Below are 17,379 nucleotides of genomic sequence, written 5' to 3' on the forward strand. Positions count from 1 at the left end.
GTATTTACGGGGCTTTCGGCCCATTGCCGGTACGGTCTACATGTGTCAGGACAGCGGGCAAAATCGACGGTGGAGGCCTCCCACCGCTCGATCCACCCAGATATCCCAGGTGTGCCGTGGTACGCCGCTCTGCTTCTCGCCGTCACCGCCACCGCCATCGGTTACGGAATCGACGCCGGCCAGAAGGAGCTGACGCATGTCTTCGCCGGCTTCTATATAGCCGGTTGCGTGGCCGCGGTGCTGGCAGTGCGCCAGGACGGGCTTTTCACCGCGATGATCCAGCCTCCGCTGATACTTTTCTGCGCGGTACCCGGCGCCTACTGGTTGTTCCACGACGCCAAGGTCGGCCACCTCAAAGACCTGTTGATCAACTGCGGCTATCCACTCATCGAGCGCTTCCCGCTGATGCTGGGAACCGCCGGCGTGGTGCTGCTGATCGGGCTGGCCAGATGGTACTTCGGGATGTCGCACGGGACGACCGCGACGCCGAAGAGCTCCGACGACGCGGAGCCCACCGACGCCAAGTCCGTCGTTAGCGGCATTGTCGCCAAACTGCGCGCGATCGTGCGCCCGGAATCCGATGAGGACGACGGCGACGAGGCAATCTCGGCCAAGGCGCGGCGCACCCGCGGGGCCGGTTCCGCGTCGCGGGCCCGCCGGACGGCGCGCAGTGATCGGAGCCCCACCCGCTCCACCCGAACCCGTTCCCGCCGTACCCGGGAACCGCTCGACGACGCAGGCGAACCCGGCGAGCGGCGCTCGCCCCGGAGAGGTTCGACGACCGCCCGGGACTACGACGCCGCGGAACCGCCCCGCCGGCCACGCCGCCGCCCGAGGCCGGATGCCGATCCCGATGCGCGCGGTCAGTCCCGGGAAGGCCGTCGGGAGCCCCGCAGCCGCCGCAGCCCCTACGAGCGGCCGTACGAGCAGCCGAGGTCGCGTTTCGAAGGCTCGGATCGGTACGGGGACCCGTTTGACCCGCCCGGGTCCTCGGAGCGTTTCGGCCGCTACGACAGCTACGAGTCCCCCTACGAGCCGAGGCGACGCCGCCCCGCGCCGAACGGCAACAACGGGACGCATCACCCCATCTCGCAGGCGCGCTACCGGGGGGCCGGTGCACCAGACGAGGCCGCGCCCGAGCGGCGGAACCGCTCACGGACGTATGGCCGGCCTCAGCGACCCCCGACGGAATGGGAATACGACGGCTGAGCACCGGCCGGCGCCCGATGTGTCAGAGCAGTGACCGGATCTCGCGCGGCAGCGCGAACACCAGGGTTTCCTGTGCCGTGCTGACCGGTTGCACCACGTCGTAGCCGTAGTCGGCGAGCCGCTCCAGCACACCGCGCACCAATACCTCGGGGACGGACGCGCCGGACGTCACGCCCACAGTGGTCACCCCTTCCAGCCATGCCGGCTGGATATCGTCGGCCCAGTCGACCAAGTGGGCGGCCGCGGCCCCGCCGCCCAGCGCCACCTCGACCAGCCGCACCGAGTTCGAGGAGTTCCGCGAACCGACGACGATCACCAGCTGGCACTCGGGGGCCATCGCCTTGACGGCGACCTGCCGGTTCTGCGTCGCGTAGCAGATGTCGTCGCTGGGCGGATCCTGCAGCTTCGGGAAGCGCTGGCGCAGCCGGTCGACGATCTCCATGGTTTCGTCGACCGACAGCGTGGTCTGCGACAGCCACACCAGCTTGTTCTCGTCCCGGACCGTCACGTTGTCCACGGCGGCGACTCCGTCGACCAGCTGCACATGGTCGGGCGCCTCGCCCGCGGTCCCGATGACCTCCTCGTGGCCCTCGTGGCCGATGAGGAGGATGTCGTAGTCGTTGCGCGCGAACCGCCTGGCCTCGTTGTGCACCTTGGTCACCAGCGGGCAGGTGGCGTCGATGGTGTGCAGGTTGCGTGCGGCGGCCGCGGCGTGCACGGTGGGCGCGACCCCGTGCGCGGAGAACACCACGATGGAACCCTCGGGGACCTCGTCGGTCTCCTCGACGAACACCGCACCGGCCTTTTCCAAGGTGGTGACCACGTGCCGGTTGTGCACGATCTCGTGACGCACGTACACCGGCGCGCCGTGCTTTTCCAGCGCGCGTTCGACGGTCTCGACGGCTCTATCCACGCCCGCGCAGTAACCACGCGGCTCGGCCAGAAGCACTCGCTTGCGGGCTGGATCGCTGGCTACCGAGCTGGACGCGCCGGGAATTCCCATGTCGACAGTCGGCGGCATGACACCCAGGGTACGTTCTGCGGACACGGGCTTGCCAGCTCGCGCCGGCGGGCTTGGAGTTAGCGGTCGCTTAAGGCAATCTTGGACCCATGGCTACTGCACCGTATGGAGTTCGGCTACTGGTCGGCGCGGCGACAGTCGCCGTCGAGGAGACCATGAAGCTGCCGAAAACCATCCTGATGTACCCCATGACATTAGCCAGTCAGGCGGCGCACCTTGTGATGCGATTTCAGCAGAACCTCGCCGAACTGGCGATCAAGGGTGACAGCACCCTGGAGAACATCTTTCCGCCAAAGGATGAGCAGCCGGAATGGGCAACGTTCGACGAGGACCTGCCCGAAGCGGTCGAAGCGCCCGGCCCCGCCGACGACGGTATCGGCGAGGGCGATCGGCGAACCGAGGGGAGGTTCGCGTTGTACTCGCTCGCCGACGCCGCGTCCGATGCCGCCCCGTTGAAGCAGGGCAGGAAATCCGCGGACGCGCCGGCGGTTCCGCAACCGTCGGTGGTGACCGAGCTGGACTACGCGGCGCTGACGCTGGCGCAGCTGCGGGCCCGTCTGCAATCGCTGAGCGTCGACGAACTCGAAGCCCTGCTGGCATACGAGCAGGCCACCAAGGGCCGCGCGCCTTTTCAGACGCTGCTCGCCAACAGGATCACCCGCGCGAACGCGAAGTGACCCCGGCCGCACAATCCGAACCGAACTCCGCCGAGAACCCATTTCCGGTGCGCGCGGTGGCAATTCGGGTCGCCGGCTGGATCGACAAGCTCGGCACGGTATGGGTTGAGGGCCAGCTGGCCCAGATCAGCGCGCGGGCCGACTCCAAGACGGTGTTCATGGTGCTGCGCGATCCGGCTGCCGACATGTCGCTGACCGTGACCTGTTCACGCGACTTGGTGGCCAACGCGCCGGTGAAACTGACCGAGGGCACGCAGGTGGTGGTGTGCGGGAAGCCGTCGTTCTACACCGGTCGGGGCACGTTCTCGCTGCGGCTCAGCGAGATTCGCGCCGTCGGGGTGGGCGAGCTGCTGGCACGGATCGATCGGCTGCGCCGGCTGCTGGACGCCGAAGGGCTCTTCGACCCCCGGCTCAAGCGACCAATCCCCTTCCTGCCCAACATGATCGGCCTGATCACCGGCCGGGCCAGCGCCGCCGAACGCGACGTGACGACGGTGGCCACCGGACGCTGGCCCGGGGCGCGTTTCGCCGTGCGAAACACCGCGGTCCAGGGACCCAATGCGGTGGCGCAGATCGTCGAGGCGCTATACGAACTCGACCGCCACGTCGAGGTCGACGTCATCGTGGTGGCCCGCGGCGGCGGTAGCGTCGAGGACCTGTTGCCGTTCTCCGACGAGACGCTGTGCCGCGCCATCGCGGCGTGCCGAACCCCGGTCATCAGCGCGGTCGGTCACGAACCCGACAATCCGCTGTGCGACCTGGTTGCCGACCTGCGCGCCGCCACCCCGACCGACGCGGCCAAGAAGGTCGTGCCCGACACCGCTGCCGAGCAGCGCCTGATCGATGATCTGCGCCGGCGAAGCGCGCAGGCGCTGCGCAACTGGGTGGCTCGCGAACAACGCGCGCTGGCCCAGGTCCGCAGCCGCCCGGTGCTCGCCGAACCGCTGACGGTCCTGACGGCGCGCGCCGAGGAGATTCATCGCGCCCGGGTGGCGATTCGCCGCGACGTCACCCGCCTGGCCGCCGCGGAGACGGAGCGCGTCGGTCACCTGAGCGCGCGGCTGGCGACGCTGGGCCCGGCGGCCACCCTGGCCCGCGGCTATGCCGTGGTGCAGGCGGTGCCGGACTCCGGGGCCCCGGTGGTGCTGCGGTCGGTCGCCGACGCGCCCGCCGGCAGCCGGCTACGGGTGCGGGTGGCCGACGGCGCGATCGCCGCGGTGAGCGAAGGGCAGACCGATGGCCGGTGAAGACGAGCAGTCAATGACGCCTATTAGTAACCTCGGCTACGAAGCGTGCCGGGACGAGCTGATCGAAGTCGTCCGCCTGCTGGAGCAGGGAGGCCTGGATCTCGACGCGTCGCTGAAACTGTGGGAAAGGGGCGAGGAGCTTGCAAAAATGTGCGAGGAACACTTAGCTGGCGCCCGCAAGCGGATTGAGGATGCGCTCGCGGCCGGCCAGGCGGACGACGCCTGATCTCGGCCAATTTGCGAAACGCAAACCATGATCATTTTCGAAATTGGAACACGTTTCAGTTATGCTGCGGCCCATGGCTGATGCATCACTGACCACCGAACTCGGCCGCGTCCTCGTCACCGGCGGCTCCGGGTTCGTCGGCGCCAATCTGGTCACCACCCTGCTGGACCGCGGCCACCACGTGCGCTCGTTCGACCGCGCGCCGTCGCCGCTTGCGCAGCACCCGCAACTGGATGTGCTCGAGGGCGACATCACCGACACGGCGATCTGCGCCCAAGCGGTGGACGGCATCGACACCATCTTCCACACCGCGGCGATCATCGATTTGATGGGTGGCGCGTCGGTGACGGACGCATACCGGCAGCGCAGCTTCGGGGTCAACGTCGGCGGCACCGAGAACCTGGTGCACGCCGGGCAGGCGGCGGGGGTGAAGCGATTCGTCTACACCTCGTCCAACAGCGTCGTGATGGGCGGCCAAAACATCCCCGGCGGGGACGAGACGCTGCCCTACACCAACCGGTTCAACGACCTGTATACCGAGACGAAGGTCGTCGCCGAGCGGTTCGTGCTGTCGCAGAACGGCATTGGCGAAATGTTGACCTGCGCGATTCGGCCCAGCGGAATCTGGGGCCGCGGCGATCAGACGATGTTCCGCAGGCTGTTCGAAAGCGTGATCGCCGGCCACGTCAAGGTGCTGATCGGCCGCAAGTCGGCCCGACTGGATAACTCCTACGTGCACAACCTCATTCACGGTTTCATCCTGGCCGCCCAGCACCTCGTCCCCGGGGGCGCGGCGCCGGGTCAGGCGTACTTCATCAACGACGACGAACCGATCAACATGTTCGAGTTCGCGCGGCCGGTCGTCGAGGCGTGCGGCGTGAACTGGCCCCGGGTACGGGTCAACGGCCCCCTCGTCCGCGCGGCGATGACCGGTTGGCAGCGGCTGCATTTCCGCTTCGGCATACCCGCGCCGCTGCTCGAGCCGCTGGCCGTGGAGCGACTGTATCTGGACAATTACTTCTCGATCGCCAAGGCCCGCCGCGACCTCGGCTATGAGCCCCCATTCACCACCGAACAGGCGATGGCGGAATGCCTGCCCTATTACGTCGACATGTTCAATCGCATGAAATGCCAGGCGCAGCAGGCTAAGCCCGCGGGGTAGCACGGCGATTCCCCATTGCGACATCGGGGATACCAATGCGACAGACTGAACCCATGACGCTCCTCCGCGCCGATCCCGTCCTCGCGGTGCACGACCTTGACCGTGCGGCGGAGTGGTTCACCCGAATACTGAATTGCACGGTGACGGAGCCCGACCCGGGCAATTGGGCATTCTGCTCGGCCGGGTCGGTGACGTTCAGGTTCGGCCGCAGCCCGGAGTCGTTGCCGGCGTCGGACCTCGGGGACCACAGCTACGTCGCGTATTTGACCGTCGCGGGCATCGACGAGTACCACAGGCGCGCTCTCGCTGAAGGAGCCGACATTCTCAAGCCCCCGACGATCGAACCCTGGGGCCGCCGCGAGATGGGTCTGCGATCGCCCGACGGACACCGGTTCATGCTCTCGGAGCCGCTGTAGCTTCGGCCTTGGCGGACCTACCGGAAACCCACCATCTCGCTGCCCCAGGCCGCGCGGATGTTCGCATCGACATCGTGCGCGACGGTGTCGCGCTTGTCGATGACCAGGCAAACGCGATCGGCCTCCCGGTAGGGCCTCCAGTCCGGCTCGCCGGCCGGGCCCGCCGGCTTTGACTGCGCAGCGAAATTGATCCACCGGGTGCGCATTCTCTTGGAGACCGCCTTGGCGGTTTTGCTGCCGCCCAGTTTCAGCGTGGGATCCTTCGGCGCCCCGAGATTGCCCCAAACGTAGGGCAATTCGGTGGCGTGAGCGGCATTGACCAACAGCAGCTTCAGTAGTGGGGTCGCATAATCGAACCGGTACAGGTACACCGGTGCCACGCGGGCGTGGCCCTCGGCCAGCCAGACCGAGGGCATGCGGAACCCGACGTCGGTTGCGATGCTCAAACTCCTTGCCCTGCGCCGCAACCGAGAATACGTCAATCCGATCTGCTCGTCCGTCGGCAATTGCAGGTCGGGTTGCTCGGCGGCGATCTGGTCGAACATCGACGTGATCGCGCGAGGCGTGATCGGCATCAGCCGCGACCGCATCAGCCGGAAGAGCGCCGCCTCGTGCTTGTTGGTCCCGATGATCAAGGGGACCGGCAGCGAGCGGCCCTCCTGCACGCGCTTGACCGGGTAGTCGTCCAGCAACTCGCCGTCGATGATCGGGACGAACGCCAGGAGGCCCGGATTACGCACGGGCACTTCATCGAAGACCTCTTGGGAAGCGGCAAGCAGCACCGCGGTCGGCACGTCGGGCAACCGGTCCGCGTCGACGTCAAGCCTGTCGAGGACGGTCTCGGCGACGCGCTCGGCCCTGCGCCGGTCGTATACCGACGTGGCCGGTGAACTCTGGGCGATCGCGCGGGCGAACAGCCCCCCGGCCGACGGGCTGGCCAGCAGGGTCGTCACGATCCCCGCGCCGGCGGACTCACCGAATAGCGTGACGTTGCAAGGATCGCCGCCGAACGCCGCGATGTTGTCGCGCACCCAGCCCAGTGCGGCCAGCACGTCGCGCAGCCCGACGTTGGAGTCGAACCGCCGCCGCGAACTGCTAAACGACGACAGGTCCATGAAACCGAGCGCTCCCACTCGGTAGTTGACCGTGACCACGATGACCTCGCCGTCGCCGGCCAGCCGCCGCCCATCGTAGAGCGCCTGACTGCCCGACCCCAGGACGTACGCGCCCCCGTGGAGCCACACCATCACGGGCTTTCCGTCGCCCGGCTGGGTGCCAGACGACGCCCAGACGTTCAGTCGCAGGCAGTCTTCGCCCTGCGGCGCGCCCAAATCGAGCGGCATGTTGGGGAAGACCGGCTGCGGGCAGGCCGGCCCGTAGCGGGTGGCGTCGGCGACCTTCTTCCACCGCTCGGGGGGCTGCGGCGCCCGGAAGCGCAGCGCGCCGACGGGCGGGGCGGCGTACCGGATGCCCTTCCACGAGCTGACGCGGCCGTCGTCGGCGCCGCGGACGGGGCCGAAGGCGGTTTCGACCACCCGGTCACTGGTCGTTGTCGTCATGCGTGTGGAACTTTCCTAACCAAGGCGCTCGGTGAGGAACTCGACTACCCGCTTGCGGGCCTCGTACGCCGGCTGGCCGTCGACTTCGCGGACCTCGTCGGTCAACACCGAGTGCGCCAGCTTGCCGAAACCGCCCACATTGCCCGGCCGCGAGTCGATCTCGATCACCTCGAACGCGTCACCGAGGCGCTCCTTGAGCACCGCGAACCGTTCGCGCGGCACGGCGCTGTCCTCGCTGAACCGCAGACCCATCGCGCATAGGCCGTCGTTGGCGCAGCGATCGGCCACGGTGGCCAGTTCTGATTCGCTCAGGCCGGGATCGCGGCGCCGCGCACGCCCCAGCGGCAGCGGTACCGACGGCTGCGAAAGCACCGGGGCCAGCACGGCGTCGTCGACCGCGACGGCCAGCGCGAAACCGCCCGTGAAGCATTGGCCGATCACGCCGACACCCTTGCCGGGGGTCGACGCGTTGAGGTCACGGGCCAGCGCGCGCAGGAACATCGACACCGGCCGCTGCTTGTTCGTCGCGAAGGCCGCGAATTCCTTTGCCACACAAGCCCGGCTGATCGAGGAGGCGATGTAACCGACCGTCTTGGGTTTGCCCGGCTCACCGAACAGCGACGGCATGGCGACGGTGAAGCCGTTGTCCACCAGGTGATTGCCCAGGGCCAGCACGCCGGGGTGGATCCCGGGTATCTCGGGAATCAGCACCACCCCCGGGCCGCTGCCCTTGCGGTAGACGTCATGGGTGTAGCCGCCTCCGCTGAACGGCGCCGCCGACCATCCGGATAGATCTGCTTGGGGTGCAGTCACGCTCGGCCTTCCTTCAGCGCGCGGGTAACGGCGGCTGCGATTGCGTCGCCGACGCCAGCGTACGGAACTGATCGGTGTTGCCGGCACCGGTTATCGCGATTTGGGTGGCCCCGGTCGGGCCGGTGAGCCGGGTGGTCCACACCGGCTCGGCGTCCGCCCCGCTCTGGCCGGCGCCGTTGTAGACCACCCAGTTGGTCCCGGCGACGTCGACCGTTCCGCCCGGATACGCCGACGAATGGATCGAGCCCACCAGCTTGTCCTCGTCGGCGTTGCTCTGGGTGAGGCTCAGATACATCCCGCTCGGGCTGATGTAGCCGACGACCGAGATGGCCGCGTTCACCCGTTGACCGGTCGAGGGATCGGTGCGCCCGCCCTGGATGCCGCCGCGACTGCCGGAGTTGGCCTGCCAGCCGGCGGGCAGCTTGGGCAGCCGAATGGGGAAGCCGAGCGTCGCGGCGTCGGCCCGCAGCGCCGCCGGCGCGTCGTAGGACGGGACGGCGCCCTGGTGACTGCCGGGCTGGAACGAGCACATCCCCACCAGACCGGCCAGCAAAATGCACCCGATGACCAGCGGCATCAGTGACCAGAACATGTCGCGGCCGTCCTGCAGCAACCGCGGTTTGGCCGGCCTGGCAGCCGGTCCGGCCGCGCGGGCCGGCTCGCCGGCTACCTGGCCCTCCGAGCTGGCATTCAGCGGCGGCTCTTCGGTCATCCCCCGAGTATCCCAGTTCCAGCAGACCGATCAGCTTCTGGGACAATCTCCAACCATGACAGTTGAGGGCAACCGCCCATCTGGACGGCCACGTGGTGAAGCCCCGGACCGCAACCTGGCCCTGGAACTGGTCCGGGTGACCGAGGCCGGCGCCATGGCGGCCGGCCGCTGGGTGGGCCGCGGCGACAAAGAGGGCGGCGACGGCGCGGCAGTCGACGCGATGCGCGAACTGGTCAACACGGTGTCGATGCGCGGCGTGGTGGTCATCGGCGAGGGCGAGAAGGACCATGCGCCGATGCTCTACAACGGCGAGGAGGTCGGCAACGGCGACGGCCCGGAGTGCGACTTCGCCGTGGATCCGATCGACGGCACCACGTTGATGAGCAAGGGCATGCCCAACGCCATCTCGGTCCTGGCGGTCGCCGACCGCGGCGCGATGTTCGACCCGTCGGCGGTGTTCTACATGAACAAGATCGCCGTCGGGCCCGAGGCCGCCAACGTGCTCGACATCACCGCCCCGATCGCCGAGAACATCAAGGCCGTGGCCAAGGTGAAAGCGCTGTCGGTACGCGACATGACCGTGTGCATCCTGGACCGGCCCCGGCACGCCCAGCTGATCGAGGACGTGCGGCTGACCGGTGCCCGCATCCGGCTGATCACCGACGGCGACGTCGCCGGCGCCATCTCGGCCTGCCGGCCGCACTCGGGCACCGACATGCTGGCCGGGATCGGCGGCACGCCCGAGGGGATCATCGCCGCCGCCGCGATCCGGTGTATGGGCGGCGCCATCCAGGCGCAGCTGGCACCCAAGGACGACGAGGAACGCCAGAAGGCGATCGACGCCGGCCACGACGTCGATCGGGTGCTGACCACCGAGGACCTGGTGTCCGGCGAGAACGTCTTCTTCTGCGCCACCGGGGTCACCAACGGCGACCTGCTCAGCGGCGTGCAGTACTACCCCGGCGGCTGCACCACGCAGTCGATCGTGATGCGGTCGAAGTCGGGCACTGTCCGAATGATCGAGGCCTATCACCGGCTCTCGAAGCTCAACGAGTACTCCGCGATCGACTTCACCGGCGACAGCACCGCCGCCTATCCCCTGCCCTGACCGACACCAGCGAGGACTGCTACCTATGGCCGATAGCGCCACCGATACCGAATACCGCATCGAACACGACACCATGGGCGAGGTCCGGGTACCCGCAAAGGCGTTGTGGCGCGCACAAACCCAGCGCGCCGTGGAGAACTTTCCCATCTCGGGCCGGGGCCTGGAGCGCACCCAGATCCGCGCCCTGGGCCTGCTGAAGGGCGCGTGCGCGCAGGTCAACAAGGACCTCGGGTTGCTGGCACCGGAGAAGGCGGACGCCATCATCGCCGCGGCCGCCGAAATCGCCGACGGCCAACACGACGACCAGTTCCCCATCGACGTCTTCCAGACCGGGTCGGGCACCAGCTCCAACATGAACACCAACGAGGTGATCGCGAGCATCGCCGCGGCCAACGGTGTCACGGTGCACCCCAACGACGACGTGAACATGTCGCAGTCGTCCAACGACACCTTCCCGACCGCCACCCACATCGCGGCGACCGAGGCCGCGGTGCGTCACCTGATCCCGGCGCTCGAGGTGTTGCACGAAGCGCTGGAGAGCAAGGCCCGCGAATGGCACACCGTGGTCAAGTCGGGCCGCACCCATCTGATGGACGCCGTTCCGGTGACCCTCGGCCAGGAATTCAGCGGCTACGCCCGCCAGATCGAGGCGGGGATCGAGCGGGTGCGCGCCACGCTGCCACGGCTGGGCGAGCTGGCGATCGGCGGGACCGCGGTCGGCACCGGCCTCAACGCCCCCGACGGCTTCGGAGCCCGGGTGGTAGAGACGCTGATCGCGTCCACCGGGCTGAACGAATTGCGCACGGCCGCCAACTCTTTCGAAGCTCAGGCGGCGCGCGACGGTTTGGTCGAGGCCTCCGGCGCCCTGCGCACCATCGCGGTGTCGCTGACCAAGATCGCCAACGACATCCGCTGGATGGGGTCGGGCCCACTGACCGGCCTGGCGGAGATCCAGCTGCCGGACCTGCAGCCGGGTAGCTCGATCATGCCGGGCAAGGTGAATCCCGTTCTGCCGGAAGCAGTTACGCAGGTAGCCGCCCAGGTGATCGGCAATGACGCCGCGGTGGCCGTCGGCGGCTTGTCCGGCGCGTTCGAACTGAACGTCTACATCCCGATGATGGCCCGCAACATCCTCGAGTCGTTCAAGCTGCTGACCAACGTGTCGAGGCTGTTCGCGGACCGGTGCATCACCGGCCTGGTCGCCAACGTCGACCACCTTCGGGAGCTGGCCGAATCGTCGCCGTCGATCGTGACGCCGCTCAACTCGGCGATCGGCTACGAGGAGGCCGCCGCGGTGGCCAAGCAGGCCCTCAAGGAACGCAAGACGATTCGCCAGACCGTGATCGACCGCGGCCTGATCGGCGAGAAGCTCTCGGAAGAAGAACTGGACCGCCGCCTGGATGTCTTGGCGATGGCCAAGGTCAAGCCGGCGAAGTAGGCGGGTGGTGCAGCGATGACGACTCCTCCCGGCGGCCCCTACGGCCAGGGGCCTTACGGAAATCCGTATGGGCAGCAACCCTATTGGGGCGGCCAGCCCCAGGGCGGCCCGCAACCGTACCCGCCGACCGGCCCTTACCAGTATCCGCCCCAGGCGTATCCGCAAGCGGGACAGCCGTTCCCGCCCGGAGCGTACCCACCCGGGCCCCCACCCGGGGGCCCGGGCTCGAAGCTGCCCTGGCTGATCGTCGGGGGCCTCGTCATCCTGGCCGTCATCGCGCTGGTGGCCACCCTGGTCGTGATGCGCGGCGGCAGCCACGGCAAGTCCCCGGCCGCCGGGCCGTCGTCGACCAGCAGCACGACCAGCCAACCGAAGGGTCAGCAGACCGCCACCGACTGCACCCCGAACGTGTCCGGCGGTGAGATACCGCGGACGGACTCGATCGCCGCCGGCAAGCTCTCGTTCCCGGCCAGCGCGGTGCCGCCCAACTGGACGGTGTTCTCCGACGACCAGAACCCGAACCTGATCGGCGCCGTGGGTGTCGCCCAGGAAGTGCCCGGGGCCAGTCAGTGGATGATGACGGCGGAGGTCGGCGTCAGCAACCTCGTCTCCAGCATGGACGTCACCGCCCAGGCGTCGAAGTTGTTGCAGTGCATCGCCAACGGGCCCGGATACGCGAACGCGTCGCCCACCTTGGGACCGACCAAGACGTCGTCGATCACCGTTGACGGGACCAAGGCCGCCCGCGCCGACGGCGACGTCACGATCGCCGACCGCACCCGCAACGTCAAAGGCGACTCCGTCAGCGTCATCGCCGTCGACACCAAACCGGTCACCGTGTTCGTGGGCAGCACACCCATCGGTGATAGCGCTTCCGCGGACATCATCGGGCGGATCATCGCCGCGCTGAAGGTCGCGAAGTCCTGACGCGGCCCGACTAGGCCGGCGCGGAGACGTGGGTGGCTTCGGATCGCCCCCGCAGAACGGTGGAATAGCACTCGGCCCAATGCGTTGCCTCGGTCTGGTCCGCCCGCTCGATGGCCGCCGCCGCGCACAGGATCCGCCGGTCGGCGGTCTTGGCGAGGTCCGCCAGCCGCGCGGCCTCGTTGACCGCGTCGCCGATCACCGTGTACTCGTACCGGTTTTCGGCGCCGATGTTGCCGGCGAAGACGCGGCCCGCCGAGACGCCGATGCCGAAATCGACCGGTAGCCGACGCAGTTGGGTGCCCAGGGCGCGGGCGGTCGCGAGCGCGGCCGACGCCGGCTCGCTGGTCGCCAACGGTGCCCCGAAGACGGCAAGCGCGGCATCCCCGGCGAATTTGTTGATCAGCCCGTGGTGTTCGTCGACGGCATCGACGACGATGCAGAAGAAATCGTTGAGGACTTCGGCGACCTCTTGCGGGGGACGGCTTTCCGCCAGCTGCGTCGAGCCCACCAGGTCGATGTAGAGCACCGCCGCCTCGACCACGTCCCCCGACAGCGATGCACCCTCGTCGATGGCGCGCTGGGCGACGTCCGCCCCGACGTGGCGCCCGAATAGGTCGCGCAACCGGTCGCGCTCGGCCAACCCGGCCACCATGCGATTGAAACCCGTTTGCAGACGGCCGATTTGCGAGCGCTCATACGCCCCGACGTAGGTCCCGATGCGGCCGTGTTCGACCTCCGCCATGGCGTCGACCACCTCGCCGAGCGGGTCGGAAATGGACCGTGACGTCAAGATCATGGTCGGCAGCCCGAGCACCAATGCGGCCAGGGACACCACGAGGATCGGAACATCCAGCGACGCGGACTTCTCGATCAGCCACCCGTACGAACGAAGGACAACCAGAGTTGCGATCACCCCGATGGGGAAGGCGCTGCACAAAAACCACAGCAGGACCAGTCGCGCGTACACGCCGGGCACTGCCAGCCGCGGCTCGCAGCCGAGCGTGGCGGCGCGCATGATGGGGCGCAGGACGCGCTGCGCGAGCAGCATCGCCGTGCCGGCGGCGGCCGGCCCGCCGAGCAGCACACCGAGCGCGATGGGCAGCAGCAGCTGCGCCCCGCCGTCCAGGTTCAGCAACATGAAAATGCCGCCGCTGACAGCCCACGCCCCGAACAGGATCGCGGACTGGCGGCCGGGCAGCTTCATCGCGGCCTCGCGCTGCTCCTGGTTGGGTTCGGCCCCGGCCGCGTACCAGCGCAGCGTCGGGGCCGCGCTCAGCATCGCGGCCGCCGCGACGCCGACGATGCCCAACAACACGAGCACCAACACCGCCGCGGTGTTGGCCTTCGCGAAGTCGGCGTTGGCTCCGACCGACGTGTGGCCCCGCAGTGGAACCAAGATGGCGGCCGCTTCGATGACGGCCAGAAAGTAGGACAGGGCGAGGTCGACCCCGTATTGAATCGCCAACCGGCGGGCGGACTTTCGTTGCCCCACCGACGCTCGCGGCCGGCAATTCCGAAGCCGCGCGGCCGTGTGGGCCCACAAGCTGATGCTAGGCACCGTTGTTGGGGCCCCCCGAGTTCTGGCCCGGGATGTCGGTGATCGGGAAGTTGGGCATCGGCTTGGGCGAGGACGTGCTCGGCAGCGGCGGGATATCACCGGGCGGGATGTCGTGGAGTTCGTTCACCGGCGGCCCGTTCTCGCGGCTGCCATAGCTGCTCCCCGGCGCCCGCGGGCCCAGCAGTTCACTGACCGTCACCATCCGGTAGCCGTTGGCCTTGAGCACCGGGATGAACTGGTAGACCAAATCGACGGTGCTCGAGTAGGTGTCATGGAACAACACCACCGAACCCGGCTTGATGTACGTCATCAGCATGTACCGCGTCGCCGCCGTGTTCGAGTCGTTCGCCCAGTCGAAAGGAATGACATCCCAAAGGATTTCGGCGAGCCCGAACCGGCCCGCCGTCTGGCGCACGGCATCGTTGGACAGCCCGCCGGCGGGGCGATACAGGTTGGGGGTCCGGCCGGTGGCGGCGGCGATCGCGTCGTTGGCCTTGGAAAACTGGGGGCCGATGTCTTCGGGAGGGATCGTCACCATGTTGGGGTGTTCCCAGGTGTGGTTGCCGATCTCCATCCCAGCGTCGGCGACCTGCTTGGCCCCCGCGGGGTTCGCGGCCACCTTGTTGCCGATCTCGAAGAACGTGGCCTTCGCGTCGTTGTCCTTCAGGATCTGCAGCAGCCGGCCGTCGAATGGGCTGGGTCCGTCGTCGAACGTCAGCGCGACACACTTGACCACCGAGCAACTGAGATTGTCGGCGCGCGTCACGTGACCGGTCAGACCCCCGATCACCAGCACCGCAACCGCCGCGACGACACCGACAACCGTGCGCCAATAGCGCCAGGCTTGGCTGTCGGGTCTTTTCGGCACCGTCGCAGTTTAACGAACGGCTGGCCAGGCGAAATGCGCCGTCACTGCGGTCCGGCGATCTCCTCGAGCATCTCGGTGACCAGCGCGGCAATCGGCGATCGCTCGCTGCGCAACAGCGTGATGTGGGCGAACAGCGGGTGGCCTTTGAGCTTCTCGATCACCGCGGCGACCCCGTCGTGCCGGCCTACCCGCAGGTTGTCGCGCTGGGCGATGTCGTGCGTCAGCACCACCCGCGACCCGGCTCCCAGCCGGGACAGCACCGTCAGCAAGACGTTGCGTTCCAGCGACTGGGCCTCGTCGACGATGACGAACGAGTCGTGCAATGACCGGCCGCGGATGTGGGTCAGCGGCAGCACCTCGAGCATGCCCCGGGAGAGCACCTCTTCGAGCACGGCCGGGCTGGCCAGTCCCTCGAGCGTGTCGAAGACGGCCTGCGCCCAGGGGCCCATCTTCTCGCTCTCGCTGCCGGGCAGGTAGCCCAGCTCCTGTCCGCCCACGGCGTAGAGCGGCCGGAAGACCACCACCTTGCGCTGGGTCCGCCGTTCCAGGACAGCCTCCAGGCCCGCGCACAACGCCAGCGCCGACTTGCCGGTGCCGGCTTTTCCGCCCAGCGATACGATGCCCACCGACTCGTCGAGCAGCAGGTCGAGGGCCACCCTCTGTTCGGCGGACCGGCCGCGCAGGCCGAATGCCTCGCGATCGCCGCGAACCAGCTGCACGCGTTTGTCCGCATTGACCCGGCCCAGCGCGTGCGAGCTGCCGCCAAGCAGTCGAATGCCGGTGTGGCAGGGCAGGTCTCGCGCTTCGGTCAGATCGATCTCACCCTCGGCGAACAGCGCGTCGATGTCCTCGGCGGCGGTCTCGACCTCGCGCATCCCCGACCATCCGGAGGCCACCACGTCTTGAGCGTGATACTCGTCGGCGGCCAGCCCGACCGCGGCGGCCTTGACGCGAAGCGGAATATCCTTGCTGACCAACGTAACTCGCTTGCCTTCGGCGGCGAGGTTGGCGGCGCAGCTCAAAATACGGCAGTCGTTGTTGTCGCTGCGGAAACCGGCGGGTAGCACCGCGGGGTCGGTGTGGTTGAGCTCGACGTGAAGCGTACCGCCTTGTGCCCCAACGGGAATGGGCTGATCAAGCCGGCCATGCAGAAGCCGGAGATCGTCGAACAGGCGCAACGCCTGACGGGCGAACCAACCCAGCTCGTGATGATGCCGTTTGGCCTCGAGTTCGCTGATCACCACCAGCGGAACCACCACCTCGTGCTCGGCGAACCGGCTGCACGCCCAGGGGTCGGACAGCAGCACGGAGGTGTCGATCACGTAGGTCCGGATTTCGGTCACGTAGCGCTCCTCGAGCGGGATGAGCCCGCGCGGACCCGCACAGGCATGTCGGCGGGAACTGCGACACCAGGACCGGGGCCGGTCCTTCCGTTGTGTTGACGGGAGGTGCCGCCCTGGCAGCTGAGCATGACGCTGACCATCGAGATCGACGCTACTCTCGTCGCCGCTTTGCAGCAGCGCAGGCGCGCCGACGACGGGCGCCGCGCGAAGATCGCCTAGGCGATGACGAACTGCTTGAGGGCGGGCTCGTCGGCCACACCCCATGCGGTGATGCGATCCGAGATCGCCTGCCGCAGCTGCTGTTGGTCGAAGATGCCCGCGTCGGCGACGTTGCGCAGCTTGTCCCGATAGGAGTCGATGTCGGCGCCGGGCACCTGCAGATCGGCCGCCCGGGCCGCGATGGCCGCGATCGTCTCGTCGCGGGCGTAGGACAGGCAGTGCTCGACCAGGTTGGAGAAGAACAGTTCGTGGCGGCGCTCGTCGCGCGCGATCCGGTCGATGAGCCCGGCCAGGATGGGCTCCTCGAGCTTGGCCGCCAGGTTCTCGCAGAACACGGCGTGCGTGCGCTCGGTGAACGCCATGTACACCAGGGTCTCCACTTGCGAGTAGGTGTCGGCGCGGTAGCCCTTCATGACGTACTGGACCCGCGCCTCCTCGTTGGCGGTCGGGTCGACCTCGCGGGTCACCACCAGATACTCGCGCAGCGCGATGGCGTGCAGGTGCTCCTCGGCGGTCCATCGGCCCAACCAGCGGCCCCACCAATCTTCGAGGATGAAGTGCTCGACGAGCTCGCGGTGATGCCCGGCGAGGTTGTCCTTGAGCAGCAGCAGGATCTCGCAGGCGTCCGTGTACTCCCGGGGCAGCGTCGCATCGGACGGGTCCCAGTCACGTCCGCCGAGGAACGCGAAGTTCTCGCCCCGGTCGAACGGCACGTAGTCGTGAGCGAACCAGAGTTCCTCGGTGTTCAGGTGCCGGTCCATGTTGGCTTCGCACACCGGCTCGAGTTCCAGGGTCAGCGCGTTAGCGACAGGTTTCTGTGCCATGCGGTTACTGTAACTCGCGTACACAGGTTCGTGAAATCACCTAACCCGTGTC

The 17,379-nt window shown here is 68.2% G+C and carries 17 protein-coding genes; 9 read left to right on the forward strand and 8 right to left on the reverse strand.

Annotated features, from left to right (window positions below; genetic code table 11):
- Positions 1-42: 42 nt before the first annotated feature.
- Entirely contained in the window at positions 43-1,209 is a 1,167-nt protein-coding gene (locus A5756_RS04870; protein ID WP_197505740.1) for a DUF6542 domain-containing protein, read from the forward strand.
- A gap of 22 nt (positions 1,210-1,231) precedes the next feature.
- Here the strand turns inward: A5756_RS04870 and A5756_RS04875 are convergent, their stop codons facing one another.
- The gene (locus tag A5756_RS04875; RefSeq protein WP_066948109.1) at positions 1,232-2,230 is read right to left on the reverse strand and encodes a 4-hydroxy-3-methylbut-2-enyl diphosphate reductase; all 999 of its coding nucleotides are present in this window, start codon (positions 2,228-2,230) and stop codon (positions 1,232-1,234) included.
- Positions 2,231-2,319: 89 nt separating this feature from the next.
- On the opposite strand from A5756_RS04875, the gene A5756_RS04880 reads away from it, so the two are divergent.
- From A5756_RS04880 to A5756_RS04900, 5 genes are all read left to right on the forward strand, one after another.
- Complete coding sequence (locus A5756_RS04880; RefSeq protein ID WP_066948112.1) at positions 2,320-2,907, forward strand: lipid droplet-associated protein; 588 nt, start codon at positions 2,320-2,322, stop codon at positions 2,905-2,907.
- The gene (xseA, locus tag A5756_RS04885; RefSeq protein ID WP_066948114.1) at positions 2,904-4,154 is read left to right on the forward strand and encodes an exodeoxyribonuclease VII large subunit; all 1,251 of its coding nucleotides are present in this window, start codon (positions 2,904-2,906) and stop codon (positions 4,152-4,154) included. The genes A5756_RS04880 and xseA overlap by 4 nt, the downstream gene beginning before the upstream one ends.
- Positions 4,144-4,380, forward strand: coding sequence for an exodeoxyribonuclease VII small subunit (locus tag A5756_RS04890; protein ID WP_066948115.1), 237 nt, complete (start codon positions 4,144-4,146; stop codon positions 4,378-4,380). The genes xseA and A5756_RS04890 overlap by 11 nt, the downstream gene beginning before the upstream one ends.
- A 61-nt stretch (positions 4,381-4,441) precedes the next feature.
- Positions 4,442-5,542, forward strand: a complete 1,101-nt coding sequence (locus A5756_RS04895) for an NAD-dependent epimerase/dehydratase family protein (protein ID WP_066948118.1) — start codon at positions 4,442-4,444, stop codon at positions 5,540-5,542.
- A gap of 53 nt (positions 5,543-5,595) precedes the next feature.
- Positions 5,596-5,958 carry a VOC family protein gene (locus A5756_RS04900; protein WP_066948121.1) on the forward strand — a complete coding sequence of 121 codons (363 nt, stop codon included), beginning with the start codon at positions 5,596-5,598 and terminating at the stop codon, positions 5,956-5,958.
- Between the two features lie 17 nt (positions 5,959-5,975).
- On the opposite strand, the gene A5756_RS04905 is transcribed toward A5756_RS04900, so the two are convergent.
- Genes A5756_RS04905 through A5756_RS04915 form a run of 3 tightly spaced genes read right to left on the reverse strand, consistent with a single transcriptional unit; the run spans position 5,976 to position 9,042 of the window.
- The gene (locus A5756_RS04905) at positions 5,976-7,517 is read right to left on the reverse strand and encodes a carboxylesterase/lipase family protein (RefSeq protein ID WP_066948124.1); all 1,542 of its coding nucleotides are present in this window, start codon (positions 7,515-7,517) and stop codon (positions 5,976-5,978) included.
- A gap of 15 nt (positions 7,518-7,532) precedes the next feature.
- Positions 7,533-8,330, reverse strand: a complete 798-nt coding sequence (locus A5756_RS04910; RefSeq protein ID WP_066948127.1) for a dienelactone hydrolase family protein — start codon at positions 8,328-8,330, stop codon at positions 7,533-7,535.
- Between the two features lie 13 nt (positions 8,331-8,343).
- Positions 8,344-9,042, reverse strand: a complete 699-nt coding sequence (locus A5756_RS04915) for a DUF4245 domain-containing protein (protein WP_066948130.1) — start codon at positions 9,040-9,042, stop codon at positions 8,344-8,346.
- Positions 9,043-9,097: 55 nt separating this feature from the next.
- Between A5756_RS04915 and glpX the strand changes: the two genes are divergently transcribed.
- Genes glpX through A5756_RS04930 form a run of 3 tightly spaced genes read left to right on the forward strand, consistent with a single transcriptional unit; the run spans position 9,098 to position 12,515 of the window.
- Complete coding sequence (gene glpX, locus A5756_RS04920; protein ID WP_082948385.1) at positions 9,098-10,150, forward strand: class II fructose-bisphosphatase; 1,053 nt, start codon at positions 9,098-9,100, stop codon at positions 10,148-10,150.
- A gap of 25 nt (positions 10,151-10,175) precedes the next feature.
- Positions 10,176-11,588, forward strand: coding sequence for a class II fumarate hydratase (locus A5756_RS04925; protein ID WP_066948133.1), 1,413 nt, complete (start codon positions 10,176-10,178; stop codon positions 11,586-11,588).
- A gap of 15 nt (positions 11,589-11,603) precedes the next feature.
- Positions 11,604-12,515: a hypothetical protein gene (locus tag A5756_RS04930; protein WP_066948136.1), complete on the forward strand. Its 912-nt coding sequence runs from the start codon at positions 11,604-11,606 to the stop codon at positions 12,513-12,515.
- Positions 12,516-12,525: 10 nt separating this feature from the next.
- Here the strand turns inward: A5756_RS04930 and A5756_RS04935 are convergent, their stop codons facing one another.
- The 4 genes from A5756_RS04935 to A5756_RS04950 all read right to left on the reverse strand — a co-directional run bounded on the left by A5756_RS04935 (position 12,526) and on the right by A5756_RS04950 (position 17,327).
- On the reverse strand, positions 12,526-14,007 hold the full coding sequence (locus A5756_RS04935) for an adenylate/guanylate cyclase domain-containing protein (protein WP_066948139.1): 1,482 nt from the start codon (positions 14,005-14,007) through the stop codon (positions 12,526-12,528).
- A 58-nt stretch (positions 14,008-14,065) separates the two neighbouring features.
- A complete protein-coding gene (locus A5756_RS04940; RefSeq protein ID WP_066948142.1) occupies positions 14,066-14,941 on the reverse strand; it encodes a polysaccharide deacetylase family protein in 876 nt (291 codons plus the stop codon).
- A gap of 41 nt (positions 14,942-14,982) precedes the next feature.
- Positions 14,983-16,284 (reverse strand): PhoH family protein, encoded by a 1,302-nt coding sequence (locus A5756_RS04945; protein ID WP_066948145.1) that lies wholly within the window; start codon positions 16,282-16,284, stop codon positions 14,983-14,985.
- A gap of 215 nt (positions 16,285-16,499) precedes the next feature.
- On the reverse strand, positions 16,500-17,327 hold the full coding sequence (locus A5756_RS04950; RefSeq protein ID WP_066948272.1) for an acyl-ACP desaturase: 828 nt from the start codon (positions 17,325-17,327) through the stop codon (positions 16,500-16,502).
- Positions 17,328-17,379: the final 52 nt, after the last annotated feature.

This window comes from Mycobacterium sp. 852002-53434_SCH5985345 (genome assembly GCF_001667155.1).
GTDB lineage: Bacteria > Actinomycetota > Actinomycetes > Mycobacteriales > Mycobacteriaceae > Mycobacterium.